General features: G+C 66.1%; 22 protein-coding genes. 16 read left to right on the forward strand and 6 right to left on the reverse strand.

The genetic code is table 11. The features are described 5' to 3' along the window. The first annotated feature begins 2 nt into the window (after window positions 1-2). The 12 genes from HNP98_RS03760 (at window position 3) to HNP98_RS03815 (ending at window position 15,181) form a co-directional block, all read left to right on the forward strand. The gene (locus HNP98_RS03760) at window positions 3-1,613 is read left to right on the forward strand and encodes a TolC family protein (RefSeq protein WP_173808721.1); all 1,611 of its coding nucleotides are present in this window, start codon (window positions 3-5) and stop codon (window positions 1,611-1,613) included. Between the two features lie 17 nt (window positions 1,614-1,630). Then, a complete protein-coding gene (locus HNP98_RS03765; RefSeq protein WP_217425646.1) occupies window positions 1,631-2,320 on the forward strand; it encodes an ABC transporter ATP-binding protein in 690 nt (229 codons plus the stop codon). 102 nt (window positions 2,321-2,422) lie between these two features. Then, window positions 2,423-3,670 (forward strand): ABC transporter permease, encoded by a 1,248-nt coding sequence (locus HNP98_RS03770; protein ID WP_173808722.1) that lies wholly within the window; start codon window positions 2,423-2,425, stop codon window positions 3,668-3,670. Further along, window positions 3,670-4,845 carry an ABC transporter permease gene (locus tag HNP98_RS03775; protein WP_173808723.1) on the forward strand — a complete coding sequence of 392 codons (1,176 nt, stop codon included), beginning with the start codon at window positions 3,670-3,672 and terminating at the stop codon, window positions 4,843-4,845. Before HNP98_RS03770 ends, HNP98_RS03775 begins: the two co-directional genes overlap by 1 nt. Before the next feature lie 46 nt (window positions 4,846-4,891). After that, entirely contained in the window at window positions 4,892-6,127 is a 1,236-nt protein-coding gene (locus HNP98_RS03780; RefSeq protein WP_246274963.1) for an ABC transporter permease, read from the forward strand. Further along, window positions 6,124-7,308 carry an ABC transporter permease gene (locus HNP98_RS03785; RefSeq protein ID WP_173808725.1) on the forward strand — a complete coding sequence of 395 codons (1,185 nt, stop codon included), beginning with the start codon at window positions 6,124-6,126 and terminating at the stop codon, window positions 7,306-7,308. Before HNP98_RS03780 ends, HNP98_RS03785 begins: the two co-directional genes overlap by 4 nt. Window positions 7,309-7,331: 23 nt before the next feature. After that, window positions 7,332-8,570, forward strand: a complete 1,239-nt coding sequence (locus tag HNP98_RS03790) for an ABC transporter permease (RefSeq protein WP_173808726.1) — start codon at window positions 7,332-7,334, stop codon at window positions 8,568-8,570. After that, window positions 8,567-9,766, forward strand: coding sequence for an ABC transporter permease (locus HNP98_RS03795; RefSeq protein ID WP_173808727.1), 1,200 nt, complete (start codon window positions 8,567-8,569; stop codon window positions 9,764-9,766). Before HNP98_RS03790 ends, HNP98_RS03795 begins: the two co-directional genes overlap by 4 nt. Window positions 9,767-9,974: 208 nt before the next feature. Beyond that, a complete protein-coding gene (locus tag HNP98_RS03800; RefSeq protein ID WP_173808728.1) occupies window positions 9,975-10,679 on the forward strand; it encodes a head GIN domain-containing protein in 705 nt (234 codons plus the stop codon). A gap of 234 nt (window positions 10,680-10,913) precedes the next feature. Then, a complete protein-coding gene (locus HNP98_RS03805; protein WP_173808729.1) occupies window positions 10,914-12,299 on the forward strand; it encodes a sigma-54-dependent transcriptional regulator in 1,386 nt (461 codons plus the stop codon). Further along, window positions 12,296-13,609 (forward strand): sensor histidine kinase, encoded by a 1,314-nt coding sequence (locus HNP98_RS03810; protein WP_246274964.1) that lies wholly within the window; start codon window positions 12,296-12,298, stop codon window positions 13,607-13,609. Before HNP98_RS03805 ends, HNP98_RS03810 begins: the two co-directional genes overlap by 4 nt. Before the next feature lie 210 nt (window positions 13,610-13,819). Further along, a complete protein-coding gene (locus HNP98_RS03815) occupies window positions 13,820-15,181 on the forward strand; it encodes an ammonium transporter (protein WP_173808730.1) in 1,362 nt (453 codons plus the stop codon). 78 nt (window positions 15,182-15,259) lie between these two features. Here the strand turns inward: HNP98_RS03815 and HNP98_RS03820 are convergent, their stop codons facing one another. The 4 genes from HNP98_RS03820 to HNP98_RS03835 form a co-directional block, all read right to left on the reverse strand. After that, window positions 15,260-15,964 carry an SAM-dependent methyltransferase gene (locus tag HNP98_RS03820; protein ID WP_173808731.1) on the reverse strand — a complete coding sequence of 235 codons (705 nt, stop codon included), beginning with the start codon at window positions 15,962-15,964 and terminating at the stop codon, window positions 15,260-15,262. A 72-nt stretch (window positions 15,965-16,036) separates the two neighbouring features. Beyond that, window positions 16,037-16,957, reverse strand: coding sequence for a hypothetical protein (locus tag HNP98_RS03825; RefSeq protein WP_173808732.1), 921 nt, complete (start codon window positions 16,955-16,957; stop codon window positions 16,037-16,039). Between the two features lie 17 nt (window positions 16,958-16,974). Next, entirely contained in the window at window positions 16,975-17,757 is a 783-nt protein-coding gene (locus HNP98_RS03830) for an alpha/beta fold hydrolase (RefSeq protein ID WP_173808733.1), read from the reverse strand. Between the two features lie 42 nt (window positions 17,758-17,799). Beyond that, the gene (locus HNP98_RS03835) at window positions 17,800-18,396 is read right to left on the reverse strand and encodes a hypothetical protein (RefSeq protein ID WP_173808734.1); all 597 of its coding nucleotides are present in this window, start codon (window positions 18,394-18,396) and stop codon (window positions 17,800-17,802) included. Between the two features lie 156 nt (window positions 18,397-18,552). On the opposite strand from HNP98_RS03835, the gene HNP98_RS03840 reads away from it, so the two are divergent. The 3 genes from HNP98_RS03840 to infB all read left to right on the forward strand — a co-directional run bounded on the left by HNP98_RS03840 (window position 18,553) and on the right by infB (window position 23,720). Next, complete coding sequence (locus HNP98_RS03840) at window positions 18,553-19,026, forward strand: LSm family protein (RefSeq protein WP_173808735.1); 474 nt, start codon at window positions 18,553-18,555, stop codon at window positions 19,024-19,026. 140 nt (window positions 19,027-19,166) lie between these two features. Further along, window positions 19,167-20,549 carry a transcription termination factor NusA gene (gene nusA, locus HNP98_RS03845; protein WP_173808736.1) on the forward strand — a complete coding sequence of 461 codons (1,383 nt, stop codon included), beginning with the start codon at window positions 19,167-19,169 and terminating at the stop codon, window positions 20,547-20,549. A gap of 123 nt (window positions 20,550-20,672) precedes the next feature. Next, window positions 20,673-23,720, forward strand: a complete 3,048-nt coding sequence (gene infB / locus HNP98_RS03850) for a translation initiation factor IF-2 (RefSeq protein WP_173808737.1) — start codon at window positions 20,673-20,675, stop codon at window positions 23,718-23,720. Between the two features lie 82 nt (window positions 23,721-23,802). On the opposite strand, the gene HNP98_RS03855 is transcribed toward infB, so the two are convergent. Together HNP98_RS03855 and mscL are read right to left on the reverse strand one after the other, a co-directional pair. Continuing rightward, complete coding sequence (locus HNP98_RS03855; RefSeq protein ID WP_173808738.1) at window positions 23,803-24,219, reverse strand: hypothetical protein; 417 nt, start codon at window positions 24,217-24,219, stop codon at window positions 23,803-23,805. 190 nt (window positions 24,220-24,409) lie between these two features. Further along, window positions 24,410-24,787, reverse strand: a complete 378-nt coding sequence (mscL, locus tag HNP98_RS03860; RefSeq protein ID WP_173808739.1) for a large conductance mechanosensitive channel protein MscL — start codon at window positions 24,785-24,787, stop codon at window positions 24,410-24,412. 273 nt (window positions 24,788-25,060) lie between these two features. Here mscL and HNP98_RS03865 point away from each other — a divergent pair, with 273 nt between their 5' ends. Continuing rightward, on the forward strand, window positions 25,061-25,852 hold the full coding sequence (locus tag HNP98_RS03865) for an enoyl-CoA hydratase/isomerase family protein (protein ID WP_173808740.1): 792 nt from the start codon (window positions 25,061-25,063) through the stop codon (window positions 25,850-25,852). The last annotated feature ends 2 nt before the right edge of the window (window positions 25,853-25,854 follow it).

Below are 25,854 nucleotides of genomic sequence, written 5' to 3' on the forward strand. Positions count from 1 at the left end.
CCATGAAAACGCTCTTTACTTTAATAGGACTAATGCGCTGTAGCGCGGACTTTGTAGTCCACGGCTCTGCCCGGTCGCTGAACGATTACCGGCAGGACGAAGCGAAAGCCGCGGGCTACAAAGTCCGCGCTACATTTCGCACGGTTACCGCTCTCATAATTCTTTTAATAACAGCGGCCTCAACCGCCCGCGCCCAGGGCCCCTACGCCGCCGACAGCCTGACGCTGGCCGACGTGGTGGCCCAGGCCCAGGGCCGCGCCGCCGTGGGCCAGCAGGCGCGCACCAACCGCGAAACCGGCTACTGGGCCTACCGCGCCTACCAGGCCAGCTTCCGCCCGCAGCTGGGCCTGACGGGCGTGCTGCCCAACTTCAACCGCCTGATTGCGCCGGTGGTGCAGCCCGATGGCACCACGGCGTTCCAGTCGGTGCGCTACAACAACTCGACGCTGGGCGTGGCTGTGACGCAGAACATCGGCCTGACCGGCGGGCAGGTGGTGCTGGGCTCGCAGGTGCAGCGGTTCGATAACTTCAACGGCAATACTAAGCAGTATAACAACCAACCCTTTACGCTCGGCCTCACGCAGCCCATCGGCTACTTCAACCCGCTGCGCTGGGCCCGGGCCGTGGAGCCGCTGCGCTACCGCGAGAGCCAACGCCAGTTTGCCGAAGACCGCGAAACCGTGGCCCAGCGCGCCACCGAGCTGTACTTCGACGTGCTGGTGCAGCAGGTGAACGCCGCCGTGGCCGCCCAAAACGCCCGCGCCACCGCCGAGCTGCTGCGCGTGGGCCAGGAGCGCTACCGCCTGGGCCGCCTCTCGCAGAGCGATGTCATTCAGCTGGAGCTGAACTTGCTCAACGCCCAACAGGCTCAAACCCAGGCCGGCCTCGACGCCGAAAACGCCGCCGTGGCCCTGGCCGCCTACGCCGGCCTGCCGGGGCCCCAGGCCGGGGCCGCCCCCGCGCTGGCCGTGCCCGTGCCCGCCCCGGCCCCGCCCGTGGTGCCCACCGAGGCCCTGGCCCAGGCCCGCCAGCACCGCGCCGCGCCCCTGGCCTTTCAGCGCCGGCTGCTGCTGGCGGCCCGCGACGTGGCCTACGCCCGCGGCACCACCGGCTTCCAGGCCACGCTGCTGGCCAACCTGGGCTACGTGAACCAGGCCGACCGCCTGGGCGCCAGCTACCTGGGCCTGCAAAACCAGCAGCAAGTCAGCCTGGCCTTCAGCCTGCCGCTCGTGGACTGGGGCCGCCGCCAAAGCTTGGTGCGCACCGCCGAGCTGAACCGTGACCAGGAGCAGCGCAACGTGGCCCAGGACGAGGCCACCTTTGCCCAAACCGTGCTGGTGCAGGCCCGCCAGCTGGGGCCCCTGGGCCAGCAGGTGGGCCTGGCCGCCCGCGCCGACGCGCTGGCCCAGCGCCGCTACGCCATCACCCGCGCCACCTACGAGGCCGGCCGCCTCAGCCTCACCGACCTGATTATTGCCCAGGCCGCCAAGGACGGGGCCCGGCGCGGCTACATCCTGGCCCTGCGCGCCGGCTGGGTGGCCCACTACCGCCTGCGGGCCCTCACGCTCTACGATTTCGACCGCCAAGTTGCCCTCAGCGACGACCCTTCTTAACCCCTTCTTTCTCCCTCATGCAAACCTCCGCCGCGCCGGTGCTCCAGCTCACCGACATCGAGAAAATCTACCAAACTAAGACCATCGAAACGGTGGCCTTGCACCGCATCAACCTTACCATCGGGCGCGGCGAGTTCGTGTCCATCATGGGGCCCAGCGGCTGCGGCAAGTCCACGCTGCTGAGCTTGATGGGGCTGCTCGACGAGCCCACCCACGGCACCGTGGCCGTGGATGGTCGCCCCGTGCAGTCGTATTCCGACAAAGAATTGGCCGGGCTGCGCAACCTGAAAATCGGCTTCGTTTTCCAGAGCTACCACCTGATTAACGACCTCGCGGTGCTCGATAACGTGGAGCTGCCGCTGCTGTACCGGCCCGGCATGGGCGGCAAGGAGCGCCGCCAGCGGGCCCTGGCCGCGCTGGACAAGGTGGGGCTGAGCGCCCGCACCGGGCACTTCCCCAGCCAGCTTTCGGGCGGGCAGCGGCAGCGGGTGGCCATTGCTAGGGCCCTGGCCGGGGCCCCGGAAATCATCCTGGCCGACGAGCCCACCGGCAACCTCGACTCGGTGATGGGCGAGGAAATAATGGACCTGCTGCTGGGCCTGAACCGCGAGCACGGCACCACCATCGTGATGGTGACCCACGACGAGCAGCAGGCCCTGAAAACCCAGCGCCTCATCCGCCTTTTCGACGGCAGCCAGGTGGGGTGAGAAGAGTTATGAGTTAAAAGTTATGAGTTATAAGTTGGTCGTCAGTCTCTTATGCTCAAGCAAAAACTCATAACTCATAACTTTTAACTCATAACTGATACCATGCTCCTTTCCTACTTCAAAATTGCCTGGAAGGTCTTGCAGCGGCGCAAGTTCTTCACGTTCATCAGCCTGTTCGGCATCAGCTTCACGCTGATGATCTTGCTGGTGGTGTACGCCATGTACGACCACACCGTGGGGCCCCACACGCCCGAACGGCGCGTGGACCGGCTGCTGTTCGTGACGCACATCGGGCTGTGGTCGCCCAACAGCCAGGGTAATTCTGACCCCAGCTACTCGTTTTTGAATCGCTACGTGCGGCCGCTGCGCACACCCGAAAAGATATCCATCGCCACGGGCGGCAGCTATGCGGTAGCCTACGTGGGCAACACCAAGCTGAAGCTGAGCCTGAAGGGTACCGACGGCGTGTTCTGGCAGGTGCTGGATTTCGACTTCCTGGCCGGCCGGCCATACTCGGTGCAGGAGGTGGGCACCGACGCCCACGTGGCCGTTATCAACGAGAGCACGGCTCGCCGCTACTTCGGGGCGGTGGCGGGCGCGGTGGGCCGCACCATCGAGGCCGACGCCGTTGGCTACCGGGTGGTGGGCGTGGTGCGCGACGTGCCCGCCGCCCGCTACCTCAGCACGGCCGACATCTGGATACCCCTCGGCCTGACCGTGGACGTGCACGAGCCCAACTACTTCGGCAACTGCATGGCCATTCTGCTGGCCCCCAGCGCCGAAGCCCTGCCGGCCATGCAGGAAGAATTCAAGCAAGTGATGCGCCACGTGCCGGTACAGGACCCCAAGGAGTTCACCGAGCTACGCATCTATGCCAATACGCTGCTGGCCAACACGGTGCGCAATTTCGTGAGCCGCAACGACGATGAGCCCGACGACGGCGTGGCCCGGTTCGGGCGCATCGCCTGGGGCATGGCGTTGCTATTCATGCTGCTGCCGGCCCTGAACCTGGTGAACCTGAACGTGAGCCGGATGCTGGAGCGCTCCTCCGAAATCGGGGTGCGCAAGGCGTTCGGGGCCACGGCGGGGCGGCTGGTGGGGCAATTCCTGGTCGAAAACCTTTTTCTCACGCTTGTGGGCGGGGTGCTGGGCCTAGCGCTGGCCGCCGGGGCCCTGGCGTTGCTCAACGGCAGCAGCGTCATCGAGTACGCGCAGTTTGCCCTAAACGCGCGGGTGTTTGCGGTGGCGCTGGGGGCGGTGCTGTTTTTCGGGTTGCTGTCGGGGGTGTACCCGGCTTATAAGATGTCAAAGCTACCCGCCATTCAAGCTTTAAAGGGAGGAACCAACTAATGCTGAAGCACTTATTTACCCTCATCTGGAACCGTAAGCGGGCCAACGCCTTGCTGATTGTGGAGATTTTCCTGGCCTTCGTGGTGCTGTTTGTGGTGGGCAGTCTGCTGGTGTACCGCTGGCAGAACTACCGGGCCCCCCTGGGCTTCGCCTACGAGCAAGTGTGGGAAGTCGGCCTCGACCCCGGCATTCAGCCCAAGGCCGAGCGCTACGCTACCCAGCAGCAAATCATTCAGCGTATCAAGTCGCTGCCCGGCGTGCGCGCCGTGACGCGCACTGGCTCGAACACGCCGTTCAGCAACAGTCACAACTCAAGCAACATCGAGCGCCCCGACCAGCGGATTTTCCGGCCCCCCAGCAACGTCTATCGGGTAGACGACGCGGCCGGCGATGTGCTCCAAGTACCCCTGGAGGAAGGCCGCTGGTTCGACCGGCGCGACGACGGGGCCCCGGTGGTCGTTATTTCGCACGACATGAAGGAACTGCTGTTTCCAGACGAAACAGCGGTGGGCAAATTCGTCGTCGCAGACGGGAAAAAGCGGATTGTGGGCGTGACGGCCACCTACCGCGCCGACGGCGACTTTGCGGACCCCAAGCAGGCTATTTTCCTGCGCAACGGCCTTCAAGACACCACTTTCGAGCACCTCGAAACTCTGCTGGTGCGGGTGCAGCCCGGCGCCGGTGGGGCCCTGGAGAAGCAAATCAGCGCCGATATCCGCGCTATTGGCCCGAGCTGGAGCAGCAACATCACCCCGCTCGCGGAGGCGCGCGACAAGCAGATGAAAACCGTGCTGACGCCGCTGGTGGCCCTGGTCATCACCTGCGTGTTCCTCATCGTGAACGTGGCCCTGGGCCTGTTCGGGGTGCTGTGGCAGACCATCAACCAGCGCCGCTCCGAGATTGGGCTGCGGCGGGCCATCGGGGCCAGCGCCGGCGGCATCAGCGGGCAGATTCTGGGCGAGATTCTGGTGGTGGCCACGTTCGGGCTGGCGCTGGGGCTGCTGGTGGCGGCGCAGTTCCCGCTGCTGGGCGTGCTGGGCGTGCGAGTAGGCGTGTACGGCACGGCCATGGCCCTGGCCGCCGGGCTTGTCTACCTGCTGACGGTGATTTGCGCGCTGTACCCCAGCCGGTTGGCCGCGGGCATTCAGCCGGCTGTGGCGCTGCGCGAAGAATAAATTTTCTTTCTAAACCAGTCTCTTTATGTTCTGGAATTACTTGACAATGGCTTGGAAGGTCTTGCAGCGACGCAAGTTTTTCACGTTCATCAGCTTGTTTGGCATCAGTTTTACGCTGATGATCTTGCTGGTGGTGTACGCCCTGTACGACCACACGGTGGGGCCCCACACGCCCGAAAAGCGCGTGGACCGGCTGCTGTTCACCAGCTCCCTGTACCTCTGGTCGCCGCAAACGGAAAACGGCGGCCACCCCAGCTACTCGTTTCTGGAGCATTACATCCGCCCGCTGCGCACGCCGGAAAAGGTATCCATCAGCACGGGCCACGGCGTGGCCGTGGCCTACGTGGGCAACACCAAGCTCGAGCTGGCCCAGAAGTACACCGACGGCGAATTCTGGCAGGTGCTGGACTTTGATTTCCTCGAAGGCCGGCCCTACAACCCGCAGGAAGTGCGCGCGGCGGCCCACGTGGCCGTCATCAACGAGAGCACCGCCCGCAACTACTTCGGCGCCGCCCGCGGCGTGCTGGGCCGCACCATCGTCACCGACGAAGTGCGCTACCGGGTGGTGGGCGTGGTGCGCGACGTGCCCGCGTCCCGCGTGTTCACCTACGCCGAGGTGTGGATGCCCATCACGACCAGCACCCAGGACATTCACAACGCGGAGTACATGGGCTCCTGCATGGCCATTTTGCTGGCCCGGCGGGCGGCCGACGTGCCGGCCATTCAGCAGGAATTTGCCCGGGCCGTGCGCCAGGTGCCCCCGCCCACGGCCGTATACAAGTGGTGCACGGAGGTGCGGCTCTACGCCGGCTCGCTGCTGGCCACCACGGTGCGCGAGCGGCTGGGCGAGGACGGCCCCGACGACGGGGTAGTATGGTTCGGGCAGGCGGGCGCCGGGCTGCTGCTGCTGTTCATGCTGCTGCCGGCCCTGAACCTGGTGAACGTCAACGTGAGCCGCATCCGCGACCGCAGCTCCGAAATCGGGGTGCGCAAGGCGTTCGGGGCCACCAGCGGGGCCCTGGTTCGGCAGTTTCTGGTCGAGAACCTGTTTTTGACGGCCTTGGGCGGGGCCCTGGGCCTGGGGCTGGCCGCGGCGGCGCTGCACTTCATTAATACCAGCGGCCTGGTGGCTTACACGCAGTTCGAGCTCAACGGCCGGGTCTTCCTGGGGGCCGTGGTCATCATCCTGCTTTTCGGATTGCTGTCGGGGGTGTACCCGGCCTACAAAATGTCGAAACTCCAGGCCGTGCAGGCCCTTAAAGGCGCAAGCAACCCCGCATGATCCGCCACTTATTCACATTGGTTTGGAACCGCCGCCGGGCCAACTTCCTGCTCATCACCGAGATGTTCCTGGCCTTCGTGGTCCTGTTCGTGGTCGGCAGCCTGCTGGCCAACTACCAGCGCAACTACCGCACGCCGCTGGGCTTCGCCTACGCGCAGGTGTGGCGCGTGGACCTCGACCCCGGCACCCAGCCCCCGGCCGGCCGCCTGGCCACGGTGCGCCGGGTAATGGCGCGGCTGCGGGCCCTGCCGGGCGTGGTGGCCGTGGGGCGCACCTCGTCCAACACCCCGTTTTCGGGTAGCTTCAATAATACCGACGTGGGAGCGGGCAAAGAGGGCAAGGGGGCCACGCGAGCCAGTGGCTTCTATGTAGAAGACGACCTGCGCGAGGTGTTGCAGCTGCCCCTGGTGGCGGGCCGCTGGTTCGGCCGGCGCGACGATGGGGCGGCCCTGCCGCCGGCCGTGCTCACCCGCGACCTGGCCGAGCAGCTGTTCCCGCGGCAGTCGCCGCTGGGGCAGGTGGTGCTGCGCTCCGACGAGCAGTTCCGGGTGGTGGGCGTCGTCGAACAGTTTCGGTCCGACGGCGACCTGGAAGCGCTGCGCCCCGCCCTTCTCATGCGCGTCAGCCCGCAGGATACCGCCTGGGGCGAAGCTTCAGCCCTGCTGCTGCGGGTGCGGCCGGGGGCCGGGGGCCTGCTGGAGCGGCAAATGCGCACCGAAACGCTGGCCATTGCCAAGGGCTGGAACGTGGGTATTACGACGCTCCCGAAGCAGCGCGCCGCCCAGCTGAAGGAGGCCCTGACGCCCCTTGGGGCCCTGGTGCTGGTCTGCGTGTTCCTGGTGGTGAACGTGGCGCTGGGCCTGTTTGGCGTGCTGTGGCAAGCCATCAACCAGCGGCGCGCCGAGCTGGGCGTGCGCCGGGCTATGGGGGCCACGGCGGGGGGCATCAGCGGGCAGGTGGTGGGCGAGGTGCTGGTGCTCACCACGTTTGGCTTGCTGCTGGGGCTGCTGGTGGCGGTGCAGTTCCCGCTGCTGGGGGCCTTCAACGTGCCGGCCGGCGTGTACTTCACCGCGATGGCGGCGGCGGCGGCCGGCCTGTACGCGCTGGCGGTGGGCTGCGCCTTGTACCCCAGTAGGTTGGCCGCCGGCATCCAGCCGGCCGTGGCCCTGCGTGAAGAATAGTTGTTACCCAAAAACCTGCGTCGATGCTCCTCAATCACTTAAAGATGGCCTGGAAGGTCTTGCTACGGCGCAAGTTCTTCACCTTGCTCAGCCTGGTCGGCATCGGGGCCACGCTGATGGGGCTGCTGGTGGCCGTGGCCCTGTACACGGCCGCCGCGGGGCCCCGCACCCCCGAAACCCACCCCGACCGCCTGCTCTGCACCGCCCTGATGCACCTCGACATGGGCGGCACGCTGCTGCACATGCACTCCAGCTACTCGCTGCTGGACCAAACCGCGGGCACGCTGCGCGCCCAGGCCCCGGTCGCCATTGCCGCGGCCGAGCCGCTGCCCGTGGTGGCCTACGTGCGCGGCCATAAGCTGGCCCTCAACCTGAAAACTGCCGATGCGGGGTTCTGGCAGGTGCTGAGCTTCCGGTTTTTGGAAGGGGGGCCCTACACGGCCCGGGCCGCGGGCGCGGAGCGAGTGGCCGTCATCAGCGCCCGCACGGCGCGGGCGTACTTTGGAGCCGTGCGCGGCGCAGTAGGCCGTCCCATCGAAATCGACCAGAAAAACTACCGCGTGCTGGGCGTGGTGGCCGACGTGCCCGCCGTGCGCTTCCACGCCTACGCCGACGTGTGGGTCCCCTACGACCTCACTTCGCAGGAGTTGCAGGCCGACAACCCCTTCGGCCAGTCGGAAGCCTTGGTATTGCTGCCCAGCCCGGCGGCCGCCCCGGCCGTGCGTGCCGCCTTTGCCCGGGCCGTGAAGGCGGTGCCGATGGAGCCCAACATGCACCTGGAAATTCCGCTCGATACCTTCGCCAACTCGGTGGCCGGCCACGCGCTGGCCCGCTACGCGTGGTCCGACAACCCGGCCCGCCTGTTTTGGACCCTGTGCGCCGGGGCCATAGCGCTGCTGCTGTTGCTGCCCGCCCTAAACCTGGTGACCATGAACGTGAGCCGCATGGCTGAGCGCGCCGCCGAAATCGGCATCCGCAAAGCCTTCGGCGCTACGGCGGGGGCCCTGGCGGGCCAGTTCCTGGTCGAAACCCTGGTGCTGACGCTGCTGGGCGGCGTGGCGGGCCTGGCGCTGGCCGCGGCGGTGCTGCGCGGGCTGGGCAGCGGTTACCTGGCCGCCTACGGGCCCATCGGCGTCGATTGGGCGGTGTTCGGCTGGGCGCTGTTGGGCAGCCTGGTATTTGGGCTGCTTTCGGGGGCCTACCCGGCCTACCGCATGGCCAAACTTCCGGCCATCCAGGCCCTTAAAAACGCAGCGGCATGATCCGGCACCTCCTCAAAATCATCTGGCACCGCAAGCGGGCCAACGCGCTGCTCATCGCCGAGCTGTTCCTCTCGTTCCTGGTGCTGTTTGGGCTGGGCACGCTGGTGGCCGTGGCCGCGCAGGGCCTGCGCCGCGCCCCGGGCTTCGCCTACGCCGACGTGTGGGAGCTGCGTTTGAGCACCAACAACGACCCCGCGGCGGCCATTCCCACCGTGGCGCGCCTGCTGGCCCAGCTGCGGGCCACGCCCGGCGTGGCCGACGTTAGCCTCGGCGCTTTCGGCACGCCGTTTTCGACGTACAGTATGAGCGTTAAAATCAGCACCGGGCCCGGGGGCCCGCCACTGGCCGGCGACGAGGTGGAGGCCGACCACCGCTTCGCCCCGCTGCTGCAAATGGCGGTGCTCGAAGGCCGCTGGTTTGAGCCGCACGAAAACAGCGCGCTGCGCCCCGTCGTCATCAACCGCGAGCTGCGGCAGGCCCTGTTTCCGCACGGGCCGGCGCTGGGCCAGCGCTTACAGGTGCGCCACTTCACCACTGGCCAGGAAAGCGGCGACGCCCTGGTGGTGGGCGTGGTGGGCTCGTACCGGGCGGGCGGCGACCTGGGGGCCCCGGGCCCGGTGGTGTTTACTTGCCATAACCTGGCTGATAGTGCCAGTCATCGGGTGTCGTACACGCTGCTGGTGCGGGTGCGCCCCGGTAGCGGCGCGGCCCTCGAAGAACGGCTGGTGCGCACGGTGGCCGCCGTTGCCAAAACGTGGAGCACCGGCGTAATTTCCCTGGCCGACAGCCGCGCCGCGGGCCTGCAAACTGCCCTGGCGCCCATCATTGCCGGGGCCCTGGTGAGCGGATTTTTGCTGCTGAACGTGGCGCTGGGCCTGTTTGGGGCCCTGTGGCAAACCATCAGCCGGCGCCGGGCCGAGATTGGGCTGCGGCGGGCGGTGGGGGCCACGGGGCCCGGCATCAGCGGGCAGTTCGTGGCCGAAACGCTGATTATCACCACGCTGGCGGTGGGGCCGGGCGTACTAGTGGCCGTGCAGTTTCCGCTGCTGGGCGTGTTTGGGCTGCCGGCGGCGCTCTACGGCGTGGGCTTGGCGCTGGCCGTGGCGCTGGTGTACGCCTTTGCGGCGGTATGCGCGGCGCAGCCGAGCTGGCAGGCGGCGGGCATCCGGCCAGCGGTGGCGCTGCGTGAGGAATGAGGGCCCCGGGGGCCCACCGGCGCGGTACGGGCCTAACGGCGCGGCGTCGTTTTTTAGGGCCCCGGGCAACCGGCGGCGCTCCGGCTGCATCTTGCGGCCCGGTGGCCCCAGGTTTATTTGCCGGCCGCTGTAACGAACCCGCCCGGGGCCCGGTACCCGCGCCAAATCCTTGCTTCACCTTCTTTCCTTTTCTCTTTCCACTTCTCACATGAAAAATTTCGTTCTCCCCGCCCTGCTCTCGTTGGGGGCCCTGGTGCCCGTCCTCGCCCAAACCACCGATGCGCAGGTGCGCCCGGTGGCCGCGTTCCACGCCGTCAAAGTGGGCACCGGCATTGCCCTCGACCTCACCGCCGGCCACGACCAGCGCGTGGCGGTAAGCGCCAACACCCCGGAGCTGCGCGACCGCATCAAAACCACCGTGGAGGACGGCGTGCTGAACATCCGCTACGAAACCCCCGACAGCGACACCCGCCGCAACACCAGCACCCAAAACCTGCGCGTGGCCGTGACGGCCGACCAGCTCACGGCCCTCACGGCCGGCAGCGGCGCGGCCGTGGACGCCAAGGGCGACTACGCGGCCCCCACCTTCCAGCTCGACGTGTCGTCGGGGGCCTCGCTGCGGGCCGACATCGCCACCACCGACCTCACCGTGCGCCAGGGCAGCGGCTCCGTCGTCACCCTCAAGGGCAAGGCCCCGCACCTCGACATCCGCACCGGCAGCGGCTCGGTGTTCAACGGTAAAGACCTGCAAACCGACAAGTGCGAGGCCCAGGCCAGCAGCGGCAGCACCCTGAAAATCGCCGTGCGCGAGGCCCTGGTGGCCGAAGCCAGCAGCGGCGCCAGCATCAAGTACCAGGGCTCGCCCACCGTCACGAAGCACACCGGCAGCGGCGGCAGCGTGCGCAGCATGTAGGTTTAATTTGCGCTTGGAACGGCGCGGGGCCCCGGGGACCCGCGCCGTTCTTTTTTGCAGGTGTGCAGCCGGGGAACCTCACCCCCGGCCCCTCTCCGGCGGAGAGGGGTGCCAGGCGTCAGCTGGGAGCCAGTTCTTGAACAAACATTTTGAACGCACCCCTCTCCGCCGGAGAGGGGCCGGGGGTGAGGTTCCCCAGCGGCGGCCTAAAATCGAAACCGCTTCATTCCCCCTATGATCCTCATCGTCGACGACGACCTGGCTGTGCGCACCTCGTTGGGCCTGCTGCTGAAGCAGGCCGGCTACGCCACCCGTGCCGCCGACGGCCCCGCCGGGGCCCTGGCCGCCGTGCGCGCCGAAACGCCGGCGCTGGTGCTGCTCGACATGAACTTCTCGCGCGCCACCACCGGCGACGACGGCCTGGCGTTGCTGCGCGAAATCAAGCAGCTGGCCCCGCTGGTACCGGTGGTGCTCATCACTGGCTGGGGCTCCATTGCGCTGGCCGTGGCCGGCATGAAGGCCGGGGCCGCCGAGTTCGTGACCAAGCCCTGGCACAACGACGCCCTGCTCCAAACCATCGGCACGGCGCTGGCGCTACGGGGCCCCGGGCCCGCCGCCGCCGGGGCCCCGCCCGGCCGCCGGGCCCTGGACAAGCAGTTTCAACTGGCTGATATTGTGGGCGAAGACGAGCGCCTGCTGGCCGTGCTGCGCCAGGTGGGCCAGGTGGCGGCCACCGACGCGGCGGTGCTCATCGAGGGCGAAAGCGGCACCGGCAAGGAGCTCATTGCCGAGGCCCTGCACCACAACAGCCGCCGCCGCGGCCAGCCCTTCGTGAAGGTGAACCTGGGCGGCATCTCGTCGTCGCTGTTCGAGAGCGAGCTGTTTGGCCACCGGCGCGGGGCCTTCACCGACGCCAAGGCCGACCGGGTGGGCCGCTTCGAGCTGGCCAACGGCGGCACTATTTTCCTCGACGAAATTGGCGAGCTGGAGCTGGCCAGCCAGGTGAAGCTGCTGCGCGTGCTCCAAGACCGCACCTACGAGGTGCTCGGCGACAGCAAGCCCCGCCGCCTCGACCTGCGCGTGGTGGCCGCCACCAACAAGAACCTGGCCGAGCTGGTGGCCCAGGGCCGCTTCCGCGAAGACCTCTTTTACCGCCTCAACCTCATCACGTTGCACCTGCCCGCCCTGCGCGAGCGGCCCCACGACGTGCCCCTGCTGGTGCGCCACTTCCTGGCCCAGCTACGCGCCACCTACCAGCGCCCCGGCCTGCGCGTGGGGGCCCCGGCGCTGCACTGGCTACAAGCCCAGCCGCTGCCCGGCAACATCCGCGAGCTGAAAAACCTGGTCGAACGCGCCGTGCTCATCAGCGGCCACGACGAGCTGACGCCCGCCGATTTCCAGCAGAGTGGCGCCGGGGCCCCAGTGCCGCTGGTCGCCCCCGGGGCCCCAGCCGTGCCCGGCACCCTCACCCTCGACCAGCTGGAGGCCCAGGCCATTCGCCAAAGCGTGGCCCAGCACCAGGGCAACCTGAGCCGGGTGGCGCGGGCCCTGGGCCTCAGCCGCGGGGCCCTGTACCGGCGCCTCGACAAGTACGGCATTCCTTACGACGAGCCGGTATGATGAGCCTGCGGGTTAAGTTTCTGCTCTTCGTCGTGGTCATCCACGCCGTGCTGGTGGCGCTGGCGGCCCAGTTGCGCACCACCAACGCGGTGCTGTTCATCGCCACCGAGCTGCTGCTGCTGGGCAGCCTCGTGCTGAGCGCGCAGCTCTACCGGGGCTTCGTGCGGCCGTTGCAGCTCATTGCGGCGGGTACGGCGGCCATGCAGGCCCGCGATTTCACCCTGAAATTCGTGCCCGTGGGCCAGCGCGAAATGGACCAGCTCATCGGCGTTTACAACGCCATGATCGACGCGCTGCGCCGCGAGCGGGTGAGCCAGCACGAGAAAAGCATCCTGCTCGAACGCCTCATCGAAGCCTCGCCGGCCGGCATCTTGGTGCTTGATTTTGAGGGGAATGTGGAGCAGGCCAACGCGGCGGCGGTGCGCTTCATCGGTCCAGCCGGCGCGGGGCCCCCGGCCTGGCTGGGCCAGCCGCTGGGGGCCCTACCGGGGCCCTGGGGCCCCGCGCTGGGGGCCCTGGCCGAGGGCCAGCCGCGGGCGCTGCGCCTCTCGGGCCTGCAAGCCTACCGGGCCCAGGCCGCGCACTTCCTCGACCGGGGCTTCACGCGCCGGTTCATCGTGCTGGAGGAGCTGACGCAGGAGCTGATCAAGCAGGAAAAGCAGGCCTACGAGCAGCTCATCCGGCTCATGTCGCACGAAATCAACAACTCCATCGGGGCCATCAACTCCATTTTGGGCAGCTTCCAGCACTACGCCCCCCAGCTGGCCCCCGCCGACCGCCCCGATTTCACCGAGGCGCTCGACGTGAGCATTGCCCGCAACACGCAGCTGGCCAGCTTCATCGCCGACTTTGCCCGCCTCGTGCGCCTGCCCGCGCCCCAGCTCGCGCCCACCGACGTGCACGCCCTGCTGCGCAACCTGGGCCGCCTGCTGGGGCCCCAGAGCGCCGAGCGCCGCGTGGCCTGGCACTGGGAGCTGGCCGCCGCCCCGCTGGTCATCGAGGCCGACGCGCCGCAGCTGGAGCAAGCCCTGCTGAACGTGGCCAAAAACGCCCTCGAAGCCATCGGTGCGGACGGCAACATCTGGGTGCGGACTACGGCCAACCCGTTCAGCCTCAGCATTGAGAACGACGGGGCCCCGCTCACGCCCGAAGTGCGCGAGCGGCTGTTCACGGCCTTTTTCAGCACCAAGCGCGGCGGGCAGGGCATCGGCCTCACGCTGGTGCGCGACGTGTTGCTGGCCCACGGCTTCGCGTTCGGCCTGGCCCCCGGGCCCGGGGGGCGCACGGCGTTCACCATCGGTTTGGCGTGAGGGGCCCCGCGCCCGGTTGGCCGCTGGCAGGCCGGGTGCGTTGCGTTCGGTTGGACCAGTTGGGGGCTAAACCAGTGGCAGCGGTTAGCCAGACGTGGCCATTTCAGTAGAAACAAAAAAAGAATATGGCTCCTCAAATAGGAGTACTTTTTATAAATAATCTATATTTTTGTCGAGGATGACCCCTGAAAACAACCTATCCTCTAACAAATGATAACTGAACTCGAATCAGACGGTATTGAAACTGACGCCAGCGCGGCCCGCAAGCAGCGGGTGTCGGCCATCTGCCTGGGCATCCTGCTGGTGCTGGCCTGCGCGGCGGCGTTCGTGCCCCAAGTGCACCCCGAGGCCAAGCCCAAGGCCTTCGAGCCCGCCGACATCGCCTGGATGCTGAGCGCCTCGGGCCTGGTGATGCTGATGACCCCGGGCCTGGCCTTCTTCTACGGCGGCATGGTGAACAAGAAAAGCGTGATTTCCACCCTGTTGCAAAGCTTTATCGCGCTGGCCGTGATTTCGATGCTGTGGTACGTGGTGGGCTTCTCGCTGGCCTTCGGCGACAGCATCGGCGGCTTCGTGGGCAACCCCGGCACGTTTTTCCTCTTCAACCACGTGGGCACGGCCCCGCACCCGCGCATCGCCCCCAACCTGCCCCTGGTGCTGTTCGCGGCGTTCCAGCTCAAGTTCGCCATCATCACGCCGGCCCTCATCAGCGGGGCCTTCGCCGAGCGCATCCGGTTCTGGGGCTACCTGCTGTTCATCAGCCTGTTCAGCCTGCTCATCTACTGCCCCCTGGCCCACTGGACCTGGCACCCCGACGGCTTCCTGTTTAAGTGGGGCGTGCTCGACTTCGCGGGCGGCACGGTGGTGCACATCTCGGCGGGCTTCGCGGCCCTGGCCGGGGCCCTGGCCCTGGGCCGCCGCCAAAGCCACGCCGACGGCCACCAGCACGTGCCGCCCAACGTGCCGTTCGTGCTGCTCGGCACCGGCCTGCTGTGGTTCGGTTGGTTCGGCTTCAACGCCGGCTCGGCGCTGGCGGCCAACGCGGTAGCCGTGCAGGCCTTTTTCACCACGCACATGGCGTCGGCCGCGGCCATGCTCACCTGGATGCTGATTGAAGTAGTGCGCGGCCGCCGGCCCTCGGCGGTGGGCGCGGCCGTGGGGGCCGTGGTGGGCCTGGTGGCCATCACGCCCGCCGCGGGCTACGTGGGCTACGGGCCGGCCGTGTTCATTGGCGTGGTGGCCGCGGCCGTCAGCTCGCTGGCCGTGGAGCTGAAAAACCGCACCAGCCTCGACGACACCCTCGACGTGTTCCCGTGCCACGGCGTGGGCGGCCTCGTGGGCATGGTGCTCACGGCCGTATTCGCCAAAGAGGGCGGCCTGGCCACCACCGGCTCGGCGGTGCTGCTCTGGAAGCACCTGGGGGCCCTGGTGTTCATCTCGGCCTTCACGTTCAGCGGCTCGTTCCTGCTCTACAAATTCACCAACCTGCTCATCCCCATCCGCGTGAACGCCGAGAACGAAGCCCACGGCCTCGACACCAGCCAGCACGGCGAAACGGTGCTGGTGGGCTAAGTCTGCAACCACAAAAGGGGGCGCCGGCGGTGAAAATGCTTCACCGCCGGCGCCCCCTTTTGTGCTTTTGGTATGTTTTTATACCCCTAGTACAAATACGGTTGGAATCTTGTGTAATTCGGGTGCGGGCCGCCGCCGCCACTCGCCCACCGGCAGCGTGCGAATGAACTCGCCCGCACCCGTCACATCGGCCGCCACGCACAGCCGCGTGGCGGGCTGCAAGTGGGCCAGCAAATCCAGGAACAGGGCCCCGTTGCGGTAGGGCGTTTCGATGAACAGCTGGCTCTGGTTGCGCTGCTGGGCCTCGCGCTCCAGCGCCTTGATGGCCGTGGCCCGGGGCCCCTTCTCGATGGGCAAGTAGCCGTGGAAAGCAAATTGCTGCCCGTTCAGGCCCGAGGCCATCAGGGCCAGCAGCAGCGACGAGGGCCCCACCAGCGGCACCACGCGCAGGCCCAGCCGGTGGGCCTCGGCGGCCAGCGCCGCGCCCGGGTCGGCAATGCCCGGGCAGCCCGCCTCGCTGAGCACGCCGGCCTCCAGGCCCTCCTTCAGCAGGGGCTCCAGGGCCGCCCGCACCTCGGCCGGCGTGCTGTCCTTGTCAATCACGCCGAAGCGAATCTCCTCAATCACCCGCGCCGGGGCCACGCTCTTCACGAAGCGCCGCGCCGTACGCGCATTCTCGACCAGGAAATAGGGCAGCCGGCCCACGGCGGCCACCACCTGCGGCGGCAGCACTTGCGGGGCCGTGTCGTCGGCCAAGGGCGTGGGGATGAGGTAGAGAGACAAGGGAAGCTATTAAGGAGGAATCGTGGGATGTCAAAAACACTGGCGCCAGTGTTTTTTGGCGTTTTATATAAGCTATTCGTTAGTTGTTGCGTCCTTACGCAAGGGCATCACCAGCAGCAAAAGGACAATAGACGCACTGCCGATTGCAGTAAGCAAAAGCGTCCAGTGTAATGAGTCGTTGCCCCTTTGAGCAAAGGGTGTCCACGCTGGCAATAGCAGCAGCGGGGTTCCACTGGTGGGAGCCAGGCGACTGGCATGCACAGCCCGGTAAAGGCCATTTGACACTTCTTCGTCGCGCACCAAATAGGTAAAGTTTGTCAAATTCAGGGATTTGACACGGGCTTCGCAATTAACCGCGAAATCTTGTTGGCGTGTATCGAGCTTACCAAAGGATAGATTTTCACCTAAAAACTGTTCGTAAGCAAAACCCAGCCACGCGGGCGGCGTTACCAAAATGTTGGTTGTATCCGTAGCGTACGCAAGCAGCGGACAAGCATAATAGTACTTTGCGTAATAGCGGCGGGCTCCACCACGTTCGGATTCCGAGTAATGAACTATGTGACGGCCCATCATGGGCTTACCGGCGTAGAATGGGCCCCGCAACCGAAAGAAAATAGCCGTGCTGGGCAACAGTAATTCCTTTGTGTTTTGTACGTCACGTACTTCGCCCAGACGGAAAAAGAGGTATGCATTGAAATTAAAACCCATCGTAACGAAAGTTGCCAAGGCCAGTACCAACGGGGCAAGTCGAGTTTCGCCTTTGTAATTCCGAGCCAGCGGGGCCCACGAGTACCATAGCCACCAGCAGGCTCCGAAGCCGGCTGTAACCGGTACTCCAACGCTCCACCAGTAACCCAGGGCCCAGGGTGTAAGCAGTGCGGTGAGCCCCGCGAAACCAACTACAAAAAGCACTAAAGCCTGCAAATAAGGTTTCACCAGGCAGCGTAGCCGCAAGGGCAACGTTCCAACGCAGAAACTTAAAAACGTATCCAAGTGGGGTGGCATCACAATTATCCTACAAACGCCCGCACCAGCTCGTACACTTCGTCGGGCTTTTCGGCGTGCAGCCAGTGGCCGGCGTCGGGCACGGTGGCCACTTCCGAGTTGGGAAACAGCGCGGGGATGACGTATAGCTTGTCGTTGGCCGTGATGTAGTCCGACTTGCCGCCACGCACGAACAAGGCCGGTTTCAGAAATGGCTTCCCCGTAATTTGCTCGCCCACGGCCGGCATGGCCCCGGCCAGCACGGGCAAGTTGATGCGCCAGGCAAAGGCGTTTGTCTCGTCGCGGTACAAATTTTTCAGCAAAAACTGCCGCACGCCCACCGACCGGATGTGCTGGGCCAGCGCCGCGTCGGCCTCCTGCCGGTTGGTGAGGGCCCCCAGGTTCACGGCGTGCAGCCCGGCCAGCACCTCGTCCTGGTGGGCCATGTCGGAGAAGTTCGGCGCGATGTCAACCACAATGAGCCGGGCCAGGCGCTCGGGGTGGCCCAGGGCGAAGCGCATGGCCACCTTGCCGCCCATGCTGTGGCCCATCAGCGTCGTGTCGGGCCCCAGGCCGAGGTGCTCAAACAGCGCTAGCACGTCGGCGGCCATGGCCTCGTAGCTGTGGTCGGGGCTGTGAAACGAGCGGCCGTGGTTGCGCAAATCCGCGCTGACGACGCGCAGGCCGGCGTCCTGGGCCCAGCGGCGGGCCAGCGTTTGCCAGTTATCCAGCGTCCCAAACAAGCCGTGGAGGATGACCAGGGGCCGGCCCTGGCCCTGGTCGAGGTAATGAAGCAGCGGTGCAGCCATAAGCAATGAACAATTATAAAAAGCGCGGGTATCTGCCAACTGCTACGCCCAGGCCCAGGCCACGGTGCGCCGGTCGGTGGGCACCGAGCGCAGGAACACGGTCAGCGGCTCCAGGTCGGCGAGCAGCGAGGTGAGCACGATTTCGCGGCCGTCGTGCAGCAGCAGGCGCACGTAGTTGTAGGGGGCCCAAAAGGTGGCCCGGGTGCGGCACGTCACGCGCTGCACCCGGGCTATGTCGCGCCGCTCGAAGTACTGCCGCTGGCCGTGCTGGTACACTTCCAGGCGGTTTTCCTGGGGCTCCAGCACCAGCGTGGTTTCGTGGTTCAGCGCCCAGTAGCGCAGGTGCAGCACCAGGGCGGGGGCCCCCAGGGCCAGCGCCACGGCCACCAGCCCGGCCGCCAAGGGCCATTCGAGCGGGCCGGCCCCGCCGCTTGGGGCCACGGCCAGGGCCGGCAGCACGCTCAGGCCGGTGCCCAGCGCCAGCAGCGGCCAGGCAAGCAGCCGCAGCTGCCGCGCCCCGGTGACGCGGTAAGTGTGGGTGCGCTTGCCAAACCAGCCCGCTACCCACCGCGCCACGCCCAGCACCACGGCCAGCGCCGCCAAAAACTCGAACAGCGGGCGCAGCAAAATAAACTTCATGGGGCAAAAAGCGGGACGGCCGCCAAAGGTAGGGGCCCCCGGGGCGGTTTGTTTGGGCGGGCGCAGCGCCGTACCTTTGTGCCCGAAGTTTGGTATTCAATCTGAAAAGAGGGGACGCGCAGTCCCCTCTTTTTTTGTCTTAGCCCGAGTCAATTTATGGTCCTCGACCGTGCTTTAGTGCTGCAAATGCTCCACGACGCCATCGGCGACGACGTGGACGTGTTCATGGTGGACCTTACCGTCTCCGATTCGGTGCTGCCCAAGGTCACGGTCACCCTCGACGGGCCCCTGGGCCTGGGCATCGAGGAGTGCGCCAAGGTGAGCCGCCGCCTGGCCCGCCGCATCGACGAACACTACGGCGAAGAAGCCGCTTACTCGCTCGAAGTAACCAGCCCCGGGGCCGACCAGCCCCTCACCGACCCCCGCCAGTACGTGCGCCACGTGGGCCGCTCGCTGGCCCTCAAGCTGGCCGACGGCACCGAGAAAACCGGCGAGCTACTCGCCGCCACCCCCGAAGGCGTCGAGATAGCAGAAGTTGTTAAAGTCAAAACCAAAAAAACCACCCTGCCCGCTGCCTTTTACCCCTTTGGGGACATAACCGAGGCCAAGGTTGTTATCTCTTTTAAATGAGCCGTTAGCTATTAGTATAGTAGCTAACGGCTATTAGCCAAAGTTCTCCTGGCCCGCTCGCCGCCCAATCGTTTTGTTTAAAAAAGCTAACAGCCAAGGGCTGTATGAAAGCCCCCGCTATTAGCTAACAGCTCAAAAAAATGAACAGCAACGAACTAATCGAATCCTTCGGCGAATTTGCCCGCAGCAAAAACATTGACCGGCCCACGATGATGTCCATCCTGGACGAAGTGTTTCGGACGATGATTCGCAAGAAGTTTGAGGAAGACAGCAACTTCGACGTCATCATCAACCCCGACAACGGCGACCTGGAAATCTGGCGCAACCGCGAAATCGTGGACGATAACTCGGAGGACATCTGGGATTTCGACAAGATTCCGCTGGCCGAGGCCCAGAAAATCGAGCCCGACTTCGAGGTGGGCGAAACTCTGCCGGTATCCATCAAGCTGGAAGACTTCGGTCGCCGCGCCGTGCTCATGGCCCGCCAGACGCTGATTCAGCGCGTGAAGGACCTCGAGCGCGACAACCTGTACCAGAAGTACAAGGACCAGGTGGGCGAAATCGTGACCGGCGAAGTGTACCAGGTGTGGAGCCGCGAGGCCCTCATCATGGACAAGGACGACAACGAACTGGTGATGCCCAAGGGCGAGCAAATCCCCAAGGACCGCTTCCGCAAGGGCGACACCGTGCGGGCCGTGGTGCACCGCGTGGAAGTCATCAACGGCACGCCCAAAATCATTCTCTCGCGGGCCGCCCCGGCCTTCCTGGAGCGTTTGTTTGAGCTGGAAGTGCCCGAGATTTACGACGGCCTCATCACCATCAAAAACGTGGTGCGCGAGCCCGGCGAGCGCGCCAAAGTGGCCGTGGAGAGCTACGACGAGCGCATCGACCCCGTGGGGGCCTGCGTGGGCATGAAGGGCAGCCGCATCCACCCGGTGGTGCGCGAGCTCGAAAACGAGAACATCGACATCATCAACTACACCGACAACCTGGAGCTGTACATCGCCCGGGCCCTGTCGCCGGCCAAGGTGGGCTCGATGAAAATCAACCCCGAGAACGGCCGCGTGTCGGTGTTCATGAAGCCCGACCAGGTGAGCCTGGCCATCGGCCGCGGCGGGGCCAACATCAAGCTGGCCAGCCGGTTGGTGGGCATGGAAATCGACGTGTTCCGCGAGGCCATCGACTACGAAGAGGACATCTCGCTCGAAGAGTTCAGCGACGAGATTGAGCCCTGGATCATCGCCGAGCTGAAGAAAATCGGCCTCGACACCGGCCGCGCTGTGCTGGCCGTGAAAAAAGACGACATCGTGCGCCGCACCGAGCTGGAAGAGGAAACTGTGGACGACCTCTACCGTGTTATCCGCCAAGAGTTCGCCGACGACGACGACCTCGACGAGCGCCAGGCTGCGGCCCAGAAGGCCGCTCCCGTGGCCGAAGCAGCAGAAGCAGTAACTGAAGAAGCGGCTCCGGCCCCCACCTCCGAGGAAGCGGGCGCCGGCTCAGCCGCCGAGGCGGCCCAATGACGGCCGGGCGGCCGGTACGGCAAGGACGTTGAATCGCGCCAGCAGGCGCGATTTGCGCCCCGCTGGCAAGATTTAATGTAATACCTTTGCACTTAGAAGCGTATCGTTCGCGAGATATATAGAATGGCGGAAGCAACCCCGAAACGGCTACAACAGGCGGCCAAAGACCTGGGCATTGGCATGGACACGGCCGTCGCGGCCCTGGCCAAAAAAGGAACACAAGTAGAAAACAAGCCCACCACGAAGCTGACCGCTGAGCAAGTGAGCCTGTTGGAGAAGGAATTTGCCTCGTTTGCGCTCGACCGGCAGGAGTCGCAGAAAATCATTCAGGCCAAGCGCCAGAGCGATTTGGACGCGGCTCCCAAGCCCGCGCCCGCGCCGCCCCGCCCTGCCCCCGCAGCGCCGGTGGCGGCCAAGCCCGTGCCCACCGCACCCGCGCCGGCCCCGGTTCCCGCTGCGGTGGCCCAACCGGTGGCGGCCGCTCCGGCCCCGGCAGTCGCTGCTCCGGCAGCTGCTCCGGCTCCCGCGGTCCCCGAAACGTCTGCCGCCCCCGGCCTGAAAGTGCTGGGTAAGATTGAGCTGGACAGCAAAGGGCGCGTGGTGCCCCCCCGCCCCAAGCCGGCCGAAACCGCTGCGCCGGCCGCTGCTGCGCCAGTGGCCCCCGCGGCCCCGGCGCCCAAGCCCGTAGAAGCGCCGGCAGCTGCGGCTGCCCCTGCCGCCCCCGTGCAACAGCCAGCCCCGGCTGCCTCAGCGCAGCCGGTCGCCGTTGCGGCCCCGGCCCCGGTAGCTCCAGTTGCAGCCCCAGCCGCTCCAGTTGCGGCCGCACCGGCTGCTTCGGTGGCCGACGGCTCCATGGCTCCTTCCACCGAAGAGCCGGCCGGTACCATCACCGCCCGGGCCGACCAGCTAAAAGGCCTGACGGTACTGGGCAAAATTGACCTGTCTAATACCGGCAACGACCGGCGCGGCCCCGGCGGCGGGCGCGGCCCGCGCCCCATCGCGTCGTCCGACGTGAACAAGCGCGGCCTGCCCAGCGGCCCCGGCCAGAAAAAGCGGACCCGCCTGCCCGGCCCTCCCGGCACGGGCACCGGCTCCACCACCAGCGCCCCCGGGCAAGGCGGTGGCTACCAGGGCAACCGCCCAACCGGTGCCCCCGGGGCCAACCGCCCCGGCCAACCGGGCGGCAACCGCCCTGGCCAAACCGGCAACCGCCCCGGCCAGCCCGCCGCGCCCCGGCCCAACGCCCCGGCCCTCACGCCTGAGCAGGCCGAGAAGCAAATTCAGGAGCAAATCAAGGCCACGCTGGCCAAGTTGGGTGGTAATAAAACCAACCAGACCAACCGCGCCAAGTACCGCCGCGACAAGCGCAGCATGCTGGCCGAGGACCGCGAGGCCCTGCGCGCCCAGAATGAGCTGGACGCCAAAATCCTCAAGCTCACCGAATTCATCTCGGCCAACGACTTGGCCTCACTGATGGACGTGAACGTGAACGAGGTCATCAAGGTGTGCCTGGGCATGGGCATGTTCGTGTCCATCAACCAGCGCCTCGACGCGGAAGCCATCACCGTGATTGCCGACGAATTCGGCTACGACGTGGAATTCCTGTCGGCCGAGGAAGAGGAAATCAGCATCGATGCCGGCGACGTGGAAGAGGACCTGCGCTCGCGGGCCCCCATCGTGACCATTATGGGCCACGTCGACCACGGCAAAACGTCGCTGCTTGACTATATCCGCGACGCGAGCGTGGCCAAGGGCGAAGCCGGCGGCATCACGCAGCACATCGGGGCCTACGAGGTGCGCACCAAGTCGGGCTCGCCGATTACGTTCCTGGACACGCCGGGCCACGAAGCCTTTACCGCCATGCGGGCCCGGGGTGCCAAGGTGACGGACATTGCCATCATCGTGGTGGCGGCCGACGACTCGGTGATGCCCCAGACGAAAGAAGCCATCAACCACGCCCAGGCGGCGGGGGTGCCCATCATCATCGCCCTGAATAAGATTGACAAGCCCAGCGCCAACCCGGAGAAAATCCGCGAGGAGCTGTCGCAAATCAACATCCTGGTGGAGGAGTGGGGCGGCAAGTACCAGAGCCAGGAAGTGTCGGCCAAGTCGGGCATCGGCATTGAGGAGCTGCTGGAAAAGGTGCTGCTCGAAGCCGAATTGCTGGAGTTGAAAGCCAACCCCGACCGCAACGCCATCGGCACCGTGATTGAAGCCTCGCTCGACAAAGGCCGGGGCTACGTGACCACCGTGCTGGTGCAAACCGGGACGCTGAACGTGGGCGACATCATCCTCGCCGGGCCGCACTTTGGCCGCGTGAAGGCCATGACCGACCACCGCGGCAAGAAGATGAAGACCGCGCCGCCCGCCACGCCGGTGCAGGTGCTGGGCCTCACCGGGGCCCCGCAGGCCGGCGACCGGATTCAGGTGATGGAGACCGAGCGCGAAGCCCGTGAGCTGGCCACCCAGCGCCTGCAGCTGGCCCGCGAGCAGAGCATCCGCACCCGCAAGCACATCACCCTCGACGAGATTGGCCGCCGCCTGGCCATCGGCTCGTTCAAGGAATTGAACATCCTGGTGAAGGGCGACGTGGACGGCTCGGTGGAAGCCTTGTCGGACTCGCTGCTGAAGCTGAGCACGCCGGAAGTGAAGGTGAACATCCTCGCCAAAGGCGTGGGGGCCATCTCGGAAAGCGACGTGCTGCTGGCCTCGGCCTCCGACGCCATCATCATCGGCTTCCAGGTGCGGCCCTCGCAGAGTGCCCGCAAGCTGGCCGAGCAGGAGCAGATTGACGTGCGCCTCTACAGCATCATTTACAACGCCATCAACGAAGTAAAAGACGCCATGGAGGGCATGCTGGCCCCGACCGTGCAGGAAGTGGTGGTGGCCAACGCCGAAGTGCGCGTCGTGTTCAACATTACCAAAGTGGGCACCATCGCCGGCTGCATGGTAACGGAGGGCACCTTCACCCGCCGCACCCGCGTGCGGGTGGTGCGCGACGGCATCGTGCTGCACACCGGCGAAATCCAGGACCTCAAGCGCTTCAAAGACGACGTGTCGGAAGTGCGCCAGGGCTACGAGTGCGGTATTTCCATCAAGAACTTCAACGAGCTGCAGGAAGGCGACAACATCGAAGGTTTCGAAGAAAAAGAAATCAAGCGGACGCTGTAAGGCTGCGGCCGATTAAATTGATTGCCAACAAAAAGCCCCGCCTGCATCGCAGACGGGGCTTTTTGTTGCCGCGGCGGGCCGTCTAAAAGAATAAAAAATGCTTTTTGCGCGGGTGGTTGTGCACCAAAGGCTTGCCCGAAGGGTTGGCCCCGCCGGCCGGGTGCATCTGGCCGCGCTCCTGCTTGCCGGCCCCGGGCGCGGCCTTGAACTTGCGCACCGTGAAGCCCCCGGCGCGGGTGTCGAACTGCCGGGCGGGGCCCGCGGCCCGGCCCAGGCTGGTGTTGCCGGTGGCCAAGCCGGTGCGGGCTTCCAGCACCTGCATCTGCTGCTCGTGCTTGATTTCTTCGGGCGTCATGTTGGCCCGGCTCGGGGCCCGGGCCGCTACGCCGGCGCTGCCGCCCGCCGCGGGCAGGTCGGCAATGGCCGACTGGGCGCGGGCAGCCGGGGCGGCGGCAAGGCCCAGCCCGAGGAAGGAAACGGCGACGACTACTGACTTCATCAGAATAAGATTATGGACGCGGAAGAAATGCCAAGCAACGCCGCAACCGGCAGCAAGCAAAATAAGTTCGCGGGGTAAAAATGGTATTATCCCCAGTATTTTTAGCAAGCCAACAAAAAAGTGCTTGGCGGGCTGAGGCACTGATGGCCAAGGCCTCGGCCCGCTGGCCAGCGTGTGGCGGGGCAGTGGATTAAATCCGGCCGCCGGCCCGCAGCGCGTCGCGGATTTCCGTGAGCAGCACTTGGTCTGCGGTGGCCACCGGGGCCACGGGCACCACTTCGATGGGGGCTTTCTTCATGCTGTTGGCACCTTTCACAACCATGAAGATGATGAAGGCCAGGATGAGGAAGCCAACAACGGCGTTAAGAAAAAGGCCGACCTTCATCGGGCCGACGTGGATGGCGGAAAAGTCGGGAGACCCGCCCACCAGGCCCACAAGGGGCATGAGGATGTCGTCGGTGAGCGAAGTGACAATTTTGCCGAAGGCCGCGCCGATGATGACGCCCACCGCGAGGTCGAGGACGTTGCCTTTGGAAATGAACTCTTTAAATTCGGAAACAACGCTCATGGGATGAAAAAGTGAAAGGTGAAAGGAAAGGTAACAGGTTGGGTATTATGGGGTAATTCGTGACAAGGGCTGGGGTAAATATAAACTGTTAATAGAAATAAACAACTATTGGATTGTACTTGGCAGGGCAAAGTTCGTGGTAGTTGGCGGGGCCGTGGGGCCAATTTCGCCCAACCCGGGCTTTGGCCCTGCGAAACCGGAATTTGGGCGGCCGAAGCCGCCCCGGCGCGGCCCCGTACCTTTGGCGGCGCTGACGCTTCACCTTTCGCATTCATGGCCGCCGCTTACGACAACCTGCTCTACGCCCTCGATGCCGCCACCGGCATCCTCACCCTCACCGTCAACCGCCCCGCCAAGCTCAACGCCCTGAGCGGGGCCACCATCGGCGAGCTGCACGACGCCACCCGCCGGGCCCTGGCCGACGCGGCGGTGCGCGGCATCCTGCTCACGGGCAGCGGGGAGAAGGCCTTCGTGGCCGGGGCCGACATTGCCGAGCTGGCGGCCCTCACGGCCGAGCAGGCCCAGGGCGCGTCGGCCCGCGGGCAGGCGGCGTTTGCGCTGCTGGAGAACAGCCCCAAGCCCGTGGTGGCGGCCGTGAACGGCTTCGCGCTGGGCGGCGGCTGCGAGCTGGCCCTGGCCTGCCACCTGCGCGTGGCCTCGGACAACGCCCGCTTCGGGCTGCCCGAAGTGAGCCTGGGCCTGCTGCCCGGCTACGGCGGCACCCAGCGCCTGCCGCGGCTCGTCGGCCGAGGCAAGGCCCTGGAGCTGATGCTCACCACCGACCAGGTGAAGGCCGACGAGGCCCTGCGCCTGGGCTTAGTGAACCACGTGGTGCCGCAGGCCGAGCTGCTGGGCTTCTGCCGCCAGCTGCTGGGCAAGATGCTGCGCCAGGGCCCCGCGGCGCTGGGCCTGGTCATCGAGAGCGTGAACGCCGGCTACGCCCCGGGGCAGGACGGCTACGCGGTGGAGGCCGCCGCGTTCGGCCGCGCGTTCCAGACCGCGGACTTCAAAGAAGGCACGCGGGCCTTCGTGGAGAAGCGGCCGGCGGTGTTCACGGGGAAATAGGG

The organism is Hymenobacter caeli (genome assembly GCF_013294115.1).
GTDB lineage: Bacteria > Bacteroidota > Bacteroidia > Cytophagales > Hymenobacteraceae > Hymenobacter > Hymenobacter caeli.